The following is a 13,013-nucleotide window of genomic DNA, read 5'->3' as shown; positions in this document are numbered from 1 at the left end:
GCATTGAAATCTCGAAAGCCGGTGGGTTCGCTCACCGGCTTTTTGTTTGGGCGATTTCGGAAAGGGTACGCGTCGGCGTAATGGCTTCCGGATCGAGCTTTACCTCGATAATCGAGGGCTTGCCGCTTGCCCTTGCGCGCTCGAAGGCGGCTGCAAAGCTTTCCGTCGTCTCGACCGTTTCCCCATGGCCACCGTAGGCGCGGGCAAGAGCGGCAAAGTCCGGGTTGGTCAGATCGGTGCCGCTGACGCGCCCCGGATACTCGCGCTCCTGATGCATCCGGATGGTGCCGTAAATGCCGTTGTTGATGACAACGGTGATGATCGGCAGGTTATAGCGCACGGCGGTCGCAAATTCCTGGCCGTGCATCAGGAAGCAGCCGTCTCCGGCGAAACATATGACCTCGCGTTCGGGGAAAAGCTGCTTGGCAGCCACCGCGGCGGGCAGGCCGTAACCCATGGAGCCGGACGCCGGCGCCGCCTGGGTGTTGAACTGACGGAATCGATGGAAGCGGTGCAGCCAGGTGGCATAGTTTCCGGCGCCGTTGGTGAAGATTGTGTCAGGTCGCGTGTTTGCCTCGATCCACTCCATGATCGGTCCCATGTGGACCGGGCCGGGACCGGTGTGAGGCGGTGTCGACCAGGCGATGTAGGCCTGGTGCATCCGCTCGGTGCGCTCCGCCCATCTGAGTTCGCTTGGTGCCTCGAGATCAGCAAGATCGGCAACGAAATCGCTCGGGCTCGCGCAGATTGCGAGATCGGGGCGGTAGACACGGCCAAGCTCTGAGGGGTCGGGATGAATGTGCACGAGCGATTGCTGCGGGTAGGGGACGTCGATCAGCGTATAGCCGGAGGACGGCATCTCGGACATCCGACCGCCGAGCAATATCAGTAGATCGCTTTCCTTGATTTCCTTCGCTAGTGCAGGGTTGATACCGATACCAACATCGCCGGCGTAGCTCGGGTGGAGATGGTCGAACAGCATCTGCCGACGGAACGAGCAGCCGACAGGCAGTGCGAAGCGCTCAGAGAAGGCTTTGAGGTCGACGACCGCGTCCGCATCCCAGCGCGTGCCGCCGACGATGACCATCGGTCGCTCCGCTTTTAGTAGGCGCAGGTAAAAGTCGTCGATCTGGCGGCGGCCGGGATGGGCTTCGACGCGCGAATAGCGTTTGGCGCGAGGCGCCTCGACCTCATCGCGCAGCATGTCTTCGGGCAGTGACAGCACGACTGGGCCCGGACGGCCGGAGGTTGCAATTGCAAAGGCGCGGGTAACGAACTCCGGAATGCGCGCAGCGTCGTCGATCTCACCCACCCACTTGCTGAATTCCGTCAGGGCACGGCGGAACTCGACCTCCTGAAAGGCCTCTCGTTCCCTTGCGTCGCGCTGGACCTGCCCGATGAAGAGGATCATCGGAATGGAATCCTGCCGGGCGATGTGCAATCCTGCGGTAGCATTCGTGGCACCGGGGCCGCGGGTGACCATGCACACACCGGGCTCGCCGGTGAGCCTGCCCCAGGTATCTGCCATCATGGCCGCGCCACCTTCCTGGCGGCAGACCATCACCTCGATGTCGCTGTCAAAAAGCGCATCGAGAACGGCAAGGAAACTCTCGCCGGGCACGCAGGAGAGGCGTTTCACCCCATTCGCTTTCAAGGCCTCGACAATCAGTTCCCCGCCAGTCTTTTTCATGATGGTCTTTTCCTCTCAAGTTCGGCGAGCTCCGCCAGAACTTCCTCCTGATGTTCCCCCAGCCTCGGGCTCGGACGCTCGTAGCGCAAGGGCGTCCGCGATAGCACGACCGGCGTCCTGACGCCGGGAATGACGGTGCCCTTTGCGTCGGCGAGATCTACCCGCAACCCACGCGCCTGAATTTGTGGATCCGCAAACATTTCCTCGATGGTGTTGATCGCGCCGGCAGGAACCGCGTCCGCCTCGCAGGCCCGCAACAGGTCGGTCTTCTGCCATTTCAGCGTTTCGGTGGAAACGAGCCTGCGGAGCTCGTCACGGTTCGCGACGCGCGCCTTGTTCGTCAAAAAGCGGGGGTCGTCGGCAATGCCCTCGAGGCCGAGGATCACACACAGGCGGCGGAACTGGCCGTCATTGCCAACCGCGAGGATCAGATAACCATCGGTGGCCGGCACCACTTCATAGGGGGAAATATTCGGATGCGCATTCCCAAGCCGCGTGGGCGCCCGACCGGAGACCAGATAGTTCATGTTCTGGTTGGCGAGTACGGCCGATTGTACATCGAGCAGTGCCATATCGACCAACTGCCCTTCACCCGTCCTCTGTGTGTGGATAAGCGCGGCCTCGATGGCTGCGACCGCATAAATGCCGGTAAAGATATCGGCGATCGCAACGCCTGCTTTCATCGGCTGCCCGTCGGGTTCGCCGGTAATCGACATGAAGCCGGACATGCCCTGAACGATATAATCGTAGCCCGCGAGGCTGGCATAGGGACCGTTCTGGCCGAAGCCCGTGATCGAGCAATAGACAAGCTTGGGGTTGATTTTCTTCAGGCTCTCGTAATCGAGACCGTATTTGACAAGCCCGCCGAGCTTGAAGTTCTCGATGACGACATCGGCTGTGGCGATAAGACGGCGGACCAGTTCCTGATCCTCTTCGCGCTTCAGATCGGCAGTAATTGAACGCTTGCCGCGATTAGCGGCATGGTAGTAGGCGGCGGAGAGGTTTTCGCCGTCGGCACCCTCGACAAAGGGCGGTCCCCAGTGCCGGGTGTCATCGCCTCCCTCCGGGTTTTCGACCTTTATCACGTCGGCGCCGAGATCGGCCAGCATCTGGCCCGCCCATGGACCCGCGAGCACCCGCGCAAGCTCGATCACGCGTATGCCAGACAGAGGCGGCTTTTGGGGCTGATTGTCCGTCATGTTCCTCCCACGAGCAGATCAGGGCGCCAGGGCCGATTGAGGTGTATCGGATACCGGCTTCGATGCAAAGCGTCGCTCGCGCCAAATGATGTACAAGCCCGATGCGATAATGATCAGGATGCCGAGCCACTTGAGCGCATCCGGGAAGTCGCCGAATACAAGCCAGGCGAAGATGGTCGCCGACACAATCTCGAAATACTGCAGGGGTGCCAATATCGAGGCGGGTGCCGCACGGTAGGCATAGACGCCGAAGATGCCGGCAATGGCCGCCGTGACACCGACGCCGAGCAGGTAGAGGTAGCCGCGGCCATCCGGCATCACCGCATCAAAGACGTCAGAGCCCGTGCCGCTACCGAGTGCGAGCAGGATGGCGCAGAACAGCAAACCCCAGACGCCCATCTGAAGCTGCATCGCCCACGGATCTTCCCGGTGCGACAGCACGCGGGTCATCAAGGCGAATATGGCGATGCAGAACGCGCTGACCACAGGCAGGAGCGCGACGTAGCCCACCTCCTGGAAGCTTGGCTGAATGATCAGCATCGCGCCGAAGAATCCGACGCCGCAGGCCGTGTAGCGGCGCCAACCGATCGTCTCCTTGAGGAAGATACTACTCAAGATCGTCAATATGATCGGTTCGACGAAGAAGATCGCGATGGCGTCGGCGACCGGCATGTACTTCAGTGTCGTGACAAAGGAGATCATGGAGACGGTTATGATGGCGCCGCGGATGGCGTGAAAGATGTTCGCCCGCCAGGAGAAGGTTTTCCAGCTTCCGCGCCAGATGACGATCGGCAACATGCACAGCGCTTGCACGACAAAGCGGGCGGCTGTGATCTCTGCCGCAGGAATCGTGGCGATCGCGAGCTTGGAGAAGATGTCGATGATCGGCGATACGAGCACCGACAGGAACATCAGGAGAATGCCGGTCGAAACCTCCGAAGTGGAGGCGGGACGGGAAGAAATACCATGGCTCATCGCGAAATCCTTCAGTTCAGGATCTTGCGATCGCTTCGTCGCACCAGTCGGCGAATGCGGTGATGGCCGCGTCCGCTCCAATTTCATTCAGCGTTTCGTGGCGCATGTCCTGATATATCTGTGTCGTGATACGGGAGAAGCCATGCGCTTTCAAATGGTTTGAAAGCCAGATCACCGCTTTTCCGCCATCTGTTGCCGGATCCTGCCCGCCTCCTACAAGGTGGATGGGTATCTGCTTCGGCAGCCGGTCCAGATGCGGCGTTTGTGGTGCGCGAAACGTCAGTTCGAAGATATCGAGCCAGAGGGACACCGAGGCATCGAAGCCGCACAGCGGGTCGGCGATATATTTGTCAACCTCGACCGGGTCGCGACTTAACCAGTCAAACTCCGTTCTACGATTGGCAATGGACTTTCCCCAAGTGCCGAAGGTGAGCTTCGGCAAGATACCGCTCGGAACATCGGAGCCTTTCAGGGCTCGTTCGGCCAACAGGATCGCCTGCGCGGCTCGCCCGGAGATGCCCGGGTTGAAATTCGAATTCCAGACGGCGACGGCGTCATATTTCTCGGGGTGGGTGACCGCAGCGTTAAGCGCGATGAGACCTCCCATCGAATGCCCGAATAGGATGACTGGCAGGCCGGGATACCGCTTTGCCGCATGTTCACGGACAGAGCCGACATCGTCGATCACCTGCCGGATACCGTCCCTGCGGGCAAAACGCCCGATCGGCGCATCCGGCGCAGTCGTTTCTCCATGTCCACGGTGATCGAAGGCAAAGACATGGTAGCCGCGAGCCGCCATCGCTGCCGCGAAACGGGCGTAGCGTTTGGAATGCTCGGCCAGTCCATGAGCGACAAGGATAATTCCGCGTGCCTCGAATTGTGCCGGTTCGTGATGAAAACCAAGCGAGGCGTTCGCCGTTTCAAGGCGTTGCGTATCTGCAAACATCAGATCCTCCCGTTGGCGGGAGAAGATCAGATCACCCAGAAAATGCAACACGTCCAAATATTTATGCGACGGGATATTCGCACCCTACGGATTGAGGGTTGTGAAAACGAACTTGGCGTGATTTCCTGTTCATGAATTGTTCTTTGTGGGGATGAAGATGAGCAATCCATTTCTGCGCATGGCTGTATTCCTGATTGCGATCATCACCGCGGGCGCTGCAGGAGCCGAGGATGCCGCGGGAAGAACGCGCTTCATTCTGGCGGCCAGTTGGCAACCCGCATTTTGTGAAACCAACCAGCGCAAACCGGAATGCAGCAACCAGACCAAGGACAGGTTCGATGCAACCAATTTCTCGCTGCATGGGCTCTGGCCGATGCGCAAGGACTATTGCGACGTCTCCGGCGACGTGCGCGCCGCGGACAAGGACGGCGACTGGAAGAGACTGCCGGAGGTAGAGCTTTCCGCCGCGACCACGGCCGCGCTCGAGAAGGCCATGCCCGGAACGCAATCCGGCTTGGAACGGCATGAATGGATCAAACACGGCACGTGCACCACGCTGAGTGCCGACGACTATTTCGCCACGTCAGTCCGGCTGATCGACGAACTCAATACCTCGGCGGTCCGCGATTTGTTCGCGACCAATGTCGGCAAGCCGCTGACGGCGGAGGCGATCAAGGCCGCATTTGATAAAAGTTTTGGGACTGGCGCCGGAGATCGCGTCAAAATGAGTTGCCGGCGTGCCGGTGGAAACCGTGTCATCAGTGAACTCACGATTGGCCTTTCGGAAGACGCGACATCGAATGGCGAAACAAGCCTGCGCGACCTCATCCAAGGAGCAGGGCGGACGTCGTTCGGCTGCAATGAGGGTGTCGTGGACGCGGCAGGGTTTTGATCTTGCCGCTCACGGAAAGCCAAAGCGTGGGCCTGTCTGCTGCAGAGCAGTGGACTAGGTCCCGTTCTCGACGACGGTTACAAAGGCGTCTAGTTTTTGGCCGCCGCGCGTTGCTCCTTGGTCTCAATTCGCCTACATAGCGGCAAAACTTAAATTCCCCCGCGGAGCGAGCAATCAATGGCACGTCAGTTCATCTACCATATGGCCGGCCTCAACAAGGCGTACGGCAACAAGAAGGTGCTGGAGAATATCCACCTTTCTTTCTATCCGGATGCCAAGATCGGTATCCTCGGCCCGAACGGTGCCGGTAAGTCGACCGTGCTGCGTATTATGGCCGGTCTCGACAAGGAATATACGGGGGAGGCTTGGCTCGCCGAAGGTGCTACGCTCGGCTATCTCGCTCAGGAGCCGCAACTCGACAATTCCAAGACCGTTCTTGAAAACGTCATGGAAGGCGTTGCTCCGAAAAAGGCGATCCTCGACCGCTATAACGAGCTGATGATGAACTATTCCGACGAGACGGCGGAAGAGGGCGCCAAGCTCCAGGATATCATCGATAGCCAGAATCTCTGGGACCTCGAAAGCCAGGTCGAAATGGCGATGGACGCCCTGCGCTGCCCGCCCGGCGACTCCTCGGTCGAAAAACTCTCGGGTGGTGAGAAGCGCCGTGTGGCGCTCTGCCGTCTGCTGCTGGCGCAGCCGGACTTGCTGCTGCTCGACGAGCCGACCAACCATCTCGACGCCGAGACGATCGCCTGGCTCGAAAAGCACCTGCGCGAATATCCGGGTGCCGTGCTGATGATCACCCACGACCGCTACTTCCTTGACAACGTCACCGGCTGGATCCTTGAGCTCGACCGCGGCCGTGGTATTCCCTACGAGGGCAATTACTCGGCCTACCTGCAGGCGAAGGCCAAGCGCATGCAGCAGGAAGGCCGCGAAGAAGCCTCCCGCCAGAAGGCGTTGTCGCGCGAACAGGAGTGGATTGCCTCCAGCCCGAAGGCCCGTCAGGCGAAGTCGAAAGCCCGTATTCGTGCCTACGACGAGCTGGTGGCAGCCGCCGCCGATCGTCGTCCCGGCGACGCGCAGATCGTCATTCCCGTCGGCGAGCGTCTTGGCCAGGTGGTCATCGAGGCTGAGAACCTTACCAAGGGTTACGGCGATACAATGCTGATCGAGAACCTGACCTTCAAGCTGCCGCCCGGTGGCATTGTCGGCGTCATCGGTCCGAACGGCGCCGGCAAGACGACGCTGTTCCGCATGATCACCGGCCAGGAAAAGCCCGACAACGGCGAAATCCGTATCGGTGAGACTGTCAATCTTGGCTATGTAGACCAGAGCCGTGACGCCCTCGACGGCAACAAGACCGTCTGGGAAGAAATCTCCGGCGGCAATGACATCATCAAGCTCGGTAAGCATGAAGTGAACAGCCGTGCCTATTGCGGTGCTTTCAACTTCAAGGGTGGTGACCAGCAGCAGAAGGTCGGCACGCTTTCCGGCGGTCAGCGCAACCGCGTTCACCTCGCCAAGATGCTAAAGGCCGGCGGCAACGTCATCCTGCTCGACGAACCGACCAACGATCTCGACACGGAAACGCTGGCGGCACTCGAGGACGCGCTCGAGAACTTCGCTGGTTGCGCTGTTATTATCAGCCACGATCGCATGTTCCTCGACCGTCTGGCGACGCACATCCTCGCCTTTGAAGGCGACAGCCATGTCGAATGGTTCGAAGGCAACTTCGAAGACTACGAAAAGGACAAGATGCGCCGTCTCGGTGTCGACTCGATCAACCCGCATCGGGTAACTTACAAGCGTCTGACGCGCTGATCGCTTTAAATCGCTCCAAGATCTAAAAGCCCCGGTTCGCCGGGGCTTTTTTGCGCGCACCGATGTCGCGATCCGAGCAGCTAATTTCGTGAACGGATGGAATTCCAGCTTGCCACGCTTGTTCAAATCACATAAAGATATCTTTATATGTTGATTGGATCGGGTATGGGTGAGCCTATCAGACTTGGATTGGATGCGTTGGTGGACGTCCTCAGGGCGGCCGGCGAACCGACGCGTCTGCGGCTGTTGGCTCTGTTGGCTGCCGGCGACCTGACGGTTACTGATCTTACCGAAATCCTCGGCCAGTCCCAACCTCGTATCTCTCGTCACCTGAAGCTGCTGGGCGAAGCGGATCTCATCGATCGCTACCAGGAGGGCGCATGGGCCTATTTCCGGCTCCGGCAGGATGGCAAGGCAGCGACGTTCGTGCGCGGCCTGCTCGCGCATGCATCCGAGAATGATCCTGTGATCCTGCGTGACAGCGAGCGCCTGGCTGCAGTGAAGCGTCAACGGGCTGAGCGCGCGCAGGCCTATTTTAGTCGCAACGCCGCCGAGTGGGACGAGCTTCGCCGTCTGCATGCCGCTGACGAAGAGGTCGATGCCGCCGTCATTCGGATGCTTGGGAGCCAGCCGATTGACTCGCTTCTCGATCTTGGCACCGGAACCGGGCGGATCCTTGAACTGCTGTCCGGCCTTTATCGCCGGGCGATCGGTGTGGATGCCAGCCGCGATATGTTGAGCGTGGCGCGCGCCAATCTCGATAAATCAGGAATCACCAAGGCATCTGTTCGTCACGCCGATATTCTGAATCTGCCGTTTGAGGCCCAGGATTTTGACGTGGTGACGATACACCAGGTGCTGCACTTCTTCGATCAGCCCGAGATCGCGATCGGTGAGGCAGCGCGCATGCTGCGGCCAGGCGGACGGCTGGTTATCATCGATCTGGCGCCGCATGGGCTGGAATACCTTCGTGACGAGCATGCGCACGTTCGCCTCGGCTTCTCGCATCAGTCGATATCCGACTGGCTGCGCAAGGCTGGGCTGGATGTCGAGCAGGTCGTCGATCTTCATCCGGGTCATCAAAGCGGGCAGGGGCTCACTGTCACTGTCTGGCTTGCGCGCGACCCTCGGCGCCTTATGGCCTCCTCAGCGAGTGAAGGTGCCGAACCCATACTTGCCGGGAGATAATCATATGGCTTTGAACAGCGACGCGCGCCGCAAGATCGGCATTTCCTTCGAGTTTTTTCCGCCGAAGTCGGAAGAGATGGAAGGTCAGCTGTGGAATACGGTCAGCGAGTTGCAGGACTGGAACCCGGACTTCGTATCGGTGACTTACGGTGCCGGTGGCACCACCAAGGCGCCAACGCTGGCAACGGTCTCGCGTTTCATTGCCGAAACCCCGCTTGCCACGGCGTCGCATCTTACCTGCGTTGGAGCGACGAAGGACGAAACGCACGGCGTCATCGAGACCTTCCGCAAGGTTGGCGTGAAGCATTTCGTAGCGCTTCGCGGCGACGCGCCCGGAGGCGTCGGGGCGCCCTACCAGCCGCATCCGGGCGGTTATGCGAATGCGGCGGCGCTGGTTGCCGGCCTGCGCGAGATCGGTGATTTCGAGATTTCGGTCTCCGCCTATCCCGAAAAGCATCCGGAGAGCCGCGATACGGCTGCCGACATCGACATGCTGAAGCAGAAGGCGGATAACGGCGCAACCCGGGCGCTGACGCAGTTCTTTTTCGATAACGATAATTTCGAGCGCTATCTGGAAAAGGTGCGGGCCGCTGGCGTCAACATTCCGATCGTGCCCGGCATTATGCCGATCCAGAACCTGACGCAGCTGAAGCGCTTCGCCGGCGCCTGCGGCACTGTCATACCCGCGTTTCTCGATGAGCGTTTTGCGGGCTTCGACGACAAGCCGGAGGAGAGAGCCAAGGTAGCCGCCGAGGTCGCTGCGGAACAGATCGAGGATCTAGCCCGTCGCGGGCTCACAGATTTCCACCTGTACACCATGAACCGGGCGCCGCTCGTTTCGGCCGTGCTGACCAATCTCGGCTTCACACGGGAAGGCGCTAAAAAGGCCGGTGCCGCCGCATAGGCTGCTTCCATCAGAAGACAAAAAGAAAAGCGCATCTCCTCGTGGGATGCGCTTTTCCGATTCATTGAACTGTTTCGCTACTCAGGAGTCTCGGTACTGTTCGATTGCCACGACGTTCAGATGAAAAGCATTGTCAATACAAATGCAAACGCCGCGCTGACCAAAAGGACATTCAAGGATTGTGTAAGTCCCATGTCTGTCTCCTCGCGTTAACGATGCGATAATATGTCGTGATTGTGTCGCTTGGAAAGCGGATTTTATACTGCGCTGCGGCGAAAATGTCACATCGCCAATGCGGTGCTGTCGCTAATTCACTGGAATCATGGAACAAATTCCTGCAGAAAAATACTCACAGATTTTAACCTGCCGTTAAAGTCGGCGATCCTGTCTTCACACTTGCGGCAAGATGAAGGCTTTGCTTGAAACCTCTGAAACCATGGAATAATCCGCGCAAACGAAAGGCCGGGTGCGAAACCCGGCCCGAAGCGAGTGCTTAAGGAGGCGTGATCAGAGGGAATTGAGGAGTGTCGGTGTTGCCCAGCCGTCTGCCGGTATGCCGAGACGCTGCTGTTCCTTCTGGATTGCAACCCGCGTCCCCGAACCCAGGATGCCGTCGACCTTGCCAACGTCATGGCCCAGCGTTCCGAGTTTCGTCTGCAGCTCCTTCATCTGATCGTTGGAAAGCCCCTGTTCGGGCGTGCCCTTGAGATAGGTCTCGGCGCCGGCGAGGCGGGTCGCGAAATAGGCGGCCGAAGTCGTGTAGATGAACGACTTGTTCCATTCGAGGTAGATCTGGAAGTTCGGGTAAGCGATGAAGGTCGGACCAAGGCGGCCCTGCGGCAGTATCAGGTCGCCATGCAGGTTACCGAAGCTCGTGTTGCCGTCGCGCGGCCTGACCCCAAGGGCAAACCACTCACCGGCCGTCAGAGGACCGCCGATACCGGATTTTTCCCAGGGGAGGTTCTCTGGGAGAGTAACCTCCTGGATCCACGGCTGGCCCTTCTGGAAACCGAGATGCTGGATGAACTTGGCTGCGGTCAGGATGGCGTCGGGGCCGCTCTGCTTGAGGCGCACGTGGCCATCACCGTCTCCGTCCATGCCGTAGGCGACGATATCGCGGGGCAGCATCTGAACCTGACCGATTTCGCCGGCCCAGGCGCCAGTGTTGGTTGCCGGGTCGAGGTCGCCGTGCTCGACCATTTCGATAAGGGCGATCAACTGCGGGCGGAAGAGCTCCGGCCGGCGGCAATCATGAGCAAGCGTCACCAGGGCGTTGCGAGTATTGAAATCGCCCTGCACGGCGCCGAAGTCGGTTTCCATCGCCCAGAAGGCGGTGATGACGCCGGCGGGCACACCAAATTCCTGCTCGGCACGGGCGAAGACATCGGCGTATTGCTTCATCTTCTGGCGGCCGATGTCGAGGCGAGCCTGGCTGACGGTACGTTGCGAGAATTCCAGAAAGGTCTGCTTGAACACGCCCTGGGCACGGTCGCGGCTCAAGACTTTCTGGTCGATCTGTGCGCCTTCCAGCGCCTTGTCTGCGGCCTCGGCGGATGCGCCTGCTGCGATCGCGTCGGCCTTCACGCCTGCCAGAAATTCTGAGAGATCACCGTCACATGCCGGGGCAGCTGTCTGCGAAGCCGGTGCACTCGGTGCCGGCGTCTGCGCGGCAGCGCCGGTGGCGAGACCGGCAGCAAGAAGGAGTGCAAGTGCCGTGCGGCTTGCGGGCGAGCGGTACATAGTTTCGATCCTCGTCATCAAATGGAATTTCCGTCGATTTCCCAAATGATTGTGACGGAAGCAAGAAAGACCGCCGGACGTTACTAAGAATTTGTGTCCTTGGATACCGCGGCTACCCAGTTGTGCCAGTTCTGCGTCGATCCCGCAAAAACATTGATGTCCGTTGGTCCCTTGATTCCGGGGATGACGCCAGTCGACGTGTATTGCCAGAAGGCCCAACGGCGGTCGGCATAGGTAACTTCAGGATGCTTCGCGACGGAGCGAACCCAGAAGTGATAGTTCTGGAAATAGCCGACGAGATTGTCGCGATGGAAGTCGACCGATGTATAGATGATCGGGCGCTTGCCGTAATAGGCCTCGAGACGATCCATGAAACGCTGGAGTTGTGCTCGGACGGTCGCCGGATCGGGTCGATAGCGGCAGGTCTTCGATTCCGAGTTCCATTCGACGTCGAGGACCGGCGGCAAGCGCATTGATTCCCTCGGCACGTTGCTGATGAACCAATCGGCCTGTTCGTCGGGCGTCGAGCAGAAATAGTAGAAATGATAGGGGGCGTGCGGGATACCCACAGCGCGGGCGCGTTGCCAGTACTCATTGAAGCGCGGATCGACGCGATCCTTGCCCTCGGTCGCCTTGATGAACGCGAAGGCGACGCCGGAACTCTTAACTGTCTGCCAGTCGATATCGCCTTGCCACTTCGAGACGTCGATGCCGTGGATCGGTTGCAGCTCCGGATGCTTTGATCCGAAGTCCTGAGGATCGGTGTCCTTAAAGCGTGTTTTTGGCTTTACGGACGCTGTTTCGAGATAGTCATAGCCCGATGACGTGCATCCGGCGAGCATGACGGCCAACGGCAAAACGCAAAACAGAAGCCGGCGCATAGATGTTCCGTCGCGAAACGAATGGAATTTTTGCCCCACAGCTCGACCTTCGTAATAGACGCGTCCAGCAGAGGAATGTCCCCTCTATTTCCCATAACAACGTAAAAATTCGGTTAGTTTCAAGCGAAATGTCAAGGTTTGGTCACAATGACAGCCCGCCAGGCATATCCGCCGTAGATGCTCTCGAATATTAGTCGTGCTTGATTTTCAGAGGCTTGAGACTCGAGGACCTGCCTGAGATCGGCGCGCGGCGACACATGAAATTTTCGCAGCCATGCCTTGAGGAGGCGAGCAAACCAGCCTGGCAGTCGTTCCTGCTGACCAAAATCGACGATGTGCAATTCGCCACCAGGGACGAGGGCGGCGATGGCCGAATCGATTGCGCATTCCCAGTCTGGGATCATGGAGAGGGCATAGGAGATGAGGACGCGGTCGAAGCCGCCAACCCCGAACTCCCGTGGTGTGAAGGCCGTCGCGTCGGCGACGCGGAAATCCGGGAGCGTGGCTTTGGTCTCGAATGTCTTGCGCGCGGAGATCAGCATCTCCTGCGATATGTCCAGGCCATAGAGCCGCGCCTTCGGGTAGTATTTGTGGGCCAGCGCCAGATTTCGACCGGTCCCGCAACCGACCTCCAGCAAGGTTCCACCGGCGGGCACATTCAGATTGCGGATCGTCTGATCGCGGCCGAGCAGGTAATACTTGCGCGTCAGATCATAGATGTGGCGCTGATAGCGGTACATGCCGTCCATCAGGGCGGCGTGGCCGTCGTCC

At 59.5% G+C, this 13,013-nt stretch carries 11 protein-coding genes; 4 read left to right on the top strand and 7 right to left on the bottom strand.

Annotation, left to right across the window (positions count from 1 at the left end):
• Nucleotides 1–31 precede the first annotated feature (31 nt).
• The 4 genes from ATY79_RS07930 to ATY79_RS07915 are packed head-to-tail and all read right to left on the bottom strand — an operon-like array spanning nt 32 to nt 4,810.
• Nucleotides 32–1,690 carry a thiamine pyrophosphate-binding protein gene (locus tag ATY79_RS07930; protein ID WP_088691930.1) on the bottom strand — a complete coding sequence of 553 codons (1,659 nt, stop codon included), beginning with the start codon at nt 1,688–1,690 and terminating at the stop codon, nt 32–34.
• On the bottom strand, nt 1,687–2,889 hold the full coding sequence (locus ATY79_RS07925; RefSeq protein WP_088703418.1) for a CaiB/BaiF CoA-transferase family protein: 1,203 nt from the start codon (nt 2,887–2,889) through the stop codon (nt 1,687–1,689). The genes ATY79_RS07930 and ATY79_RS07925 overlap by 4 nt, the downstream gene beginning before the upstream one ends.
• Before the next feature lie 18 nt (nt 2,890–2,907).
• Entirely contained in the window at nt 2,908–3,864 is a 957-nt protein-coding gene (locus tag ATY79_RS07920) for a DMT family transporter (protein ID WP_088691932.1), read from the bottom strand.
• Between the two features lie 16 nt (nt 3,865–3,880).
• Nucleotides 3,881–4,810, bottom strand: coding sequence for an alpha/beta hydrolase (locus tag ATY79_RS07915; protein WP_088691933.1), 930 nt, complete (start codon nt 4,808–4,810; stop codon nt 3,881–3,883).
• Between the two features lie 157 nt (nt 4,811–4,967).
• Here ATY79_RS07915 and ATY79_RS07910 point away from each other — a divergent pair, with 157 nt between their 5' ends.
• From ATY79_RS07910 to metF, 4 genes are all read left to right on the top strand, one after another.
• Entirely contained in the window at nt 4,968–5,702 is a 735-nt protein-coding gene (locus ATY79_RS07910; RefSeq protein ID WP_088703437.1) for a ribonuclease, read from the top strand.
• A 177-nt stretch (nt 5,703–5,879) separates the two neighbouring features.
• The gene (gene ettA / locus ATY79_RS07905) at nt 5,880–7,529 is read left to right on the top strand and encodes an energy-dependent translational throttle protein EttA (protein ID WP_088691934.1); all 1,650 of its coding nucleotides are present in this window, start codon (nt 5,880–5,882) and stop codon (nt 7,527–7,529) included.
• Between the two features lie 165 nt (nt 7,530–7,694).
• Nucleotides 7,695–8,717, top strand: a complete 1,023-nt coding sequence (locus ATY79_RS07900; protein ID WP_088692057.1) for a metalloregulator ArsR/SmtB family transcription factor — start codon at nt 7,695–7,697, stop codon at nt 8,715–8,717.
• Nucleotides 8,718–8,721: 4 nt separating this feature from the next.
• The gene (gene metF, locus ATY79_RS07895) at nt 8,722–9,621 is read left to right on the top strand and encodes a methylenetetrahydrofolate reductase [NAD(P)H] (RefSeq protein ID WP_088691935.1); all 900 of its coding nucleotides are present in this window, start codon (nt 8,722–8,724) and stop codon (nt 9,619–9,621) included.
• Between the two features lie 507 nt (nt 9,622–10,128).
• On the opposite strand, the gene ATY79_RS07890 is transcribed toward metF, so the two are convergent.
• The 3 genes from ATY79_RS07890 to ATY79_RS07880 all read right to left on the bottom strand — a co-directional run bounded on the left by ATY79_RS07890 (nt 10,129) and on the right by ATY79_RS07880 (nt 12,991).
• On the bottom strand, nt 10,129–11,361 hold the full coding sequence (locus ATY79_RS07890) for a lytic murein transglycosylase (RefSeq protein WP_088703417.1): 1,233 nt from the start codon (nt 11,359–11,361) through the stop codon (nt 10,129–10,131).
• An 83-nt stretch (nt 11,362–11,444) separates the two neighbouring features.
• Nucleotides 11,445–12,242 carry a GH25 family lysozyme gene (locus ATY79_RS07885; protein WP_088703416.1) on the bottom strand — a complete coding sequence of 266 codons (798 nt, stop codon included), beginning with the start codon at nt 12,240–12,242 and terminating at the stop codon, nt 11,445–11,447.
• Between the two features lie 131 nt (nt 12,243–12,373).
• Nucleotides 12,374–12,991 (bottom strand): class I SAM-dependent methyltransferase, encoded by a 618-nt coding sequence (locus ATY79_RS07880; RefSeq protein ID WP_088703436.1) that lies wholly within the window; start codon nt 12,989–12,991, stop codon nt 12,374–12,376.
• Between the last annotated feature and the right edge of the window lie 22 nt (nt 12,992–13,013).

It is taken from the genome of Rhizobium sp. R693, assembly GCF_002211315.1.
In the GTDB taxonomy this organism is placed as follows: Bacteria; Pseudomonadota; Alphaproteobacteria; order Rhizobiales; family Rhizobiaceae; genus Rhizobium.
Note: the sequence above shows the minus strand (reverse complement) of the source record. Positions and strands in the feature narration are given on the sequence as shown.

Excerpts from the sequence above, each read along its gene's own strand:
- ATY79_RS07920 (WP_088691932.1), bottom strand. The coding sequence starts at position 3,864 with ATGAGCCATGGTATTTCTTCCCGTCCCGCCTCCACTTCGGAGGTTTCG.
- ATY79_RS07925 (WP_088703418.1), bottom strand. The coding sequence starts at position 2,889 with ATGACGGACAATCAGCCCCAAAAGCCGCCTCTGTCTGGCATACGCGTG.
- ATY79_RS07930 (WP_088691930.1), bottom strand. The coding sequence starts at position 1,690 with ATGAAAAAGACTGGCGGGGAACTGATTGTCGAGGCCTTGAAAGCGAAT.
- ATY79_RS07915 (WP_088691933.1), bottom strand. The coding sequence starts at position 4,810 with ATGTTTGCAGATACGCAACGCCTTGAAACGGCGAACGCCTCGCTTGGT.
- ATY79_RS07880 (WP_088703436.1), bottom strand. The coding sequence starts at position 12,991 with ATGGACGGCATGTACCGCTATCAGCGCCACATCTATGATCTGACGCGC.
- ATY79_RS07890 (WP_088703417.1), bottom strand. The coding sequence starts at position 11,361 with ATGTACCGCTCGCCCGCAAGCCGCACGGCACTTGCACTCCTTCTTGCT.
- ettA (WP_088691934.1), top strand. The coding sequence starts at position 5,880 with ATGGCACGTCAGTTCATCTACCATATGGCCGGCCTCAACAAGGCGTAC.
- metF (WP_088691935.1), top strand. The coding sequence starts at position 8,722 with ATGGCTTTGAACAGCGACGCGCGCCGCAAGATCGGCATTTCCTTCGAG.
- ATY79_RS07900 (WP_088692057.1), top strand. The coding sequence starts at position 7,695 with ATGGGTGAGCCTATCAGACTTGGATTGGATGCGTTGGTGGACGTCCTC.
- ATY79_RS07910 (WP_088703437.1), top strand. The coding sequence starts at position 4,968 with ATGAGCAATCCATTTCTGCGCATGGCTGTATTCCTGATTGCGATCATC.
- ATY79_RS07885 (WP_088703416.1), bottom strand. The coding sequence starts at position 12,242 with ATGCGCCGGCTTCTGTTTTGCGTTTTGCCGTTGGCCGTCATGCTCGCC.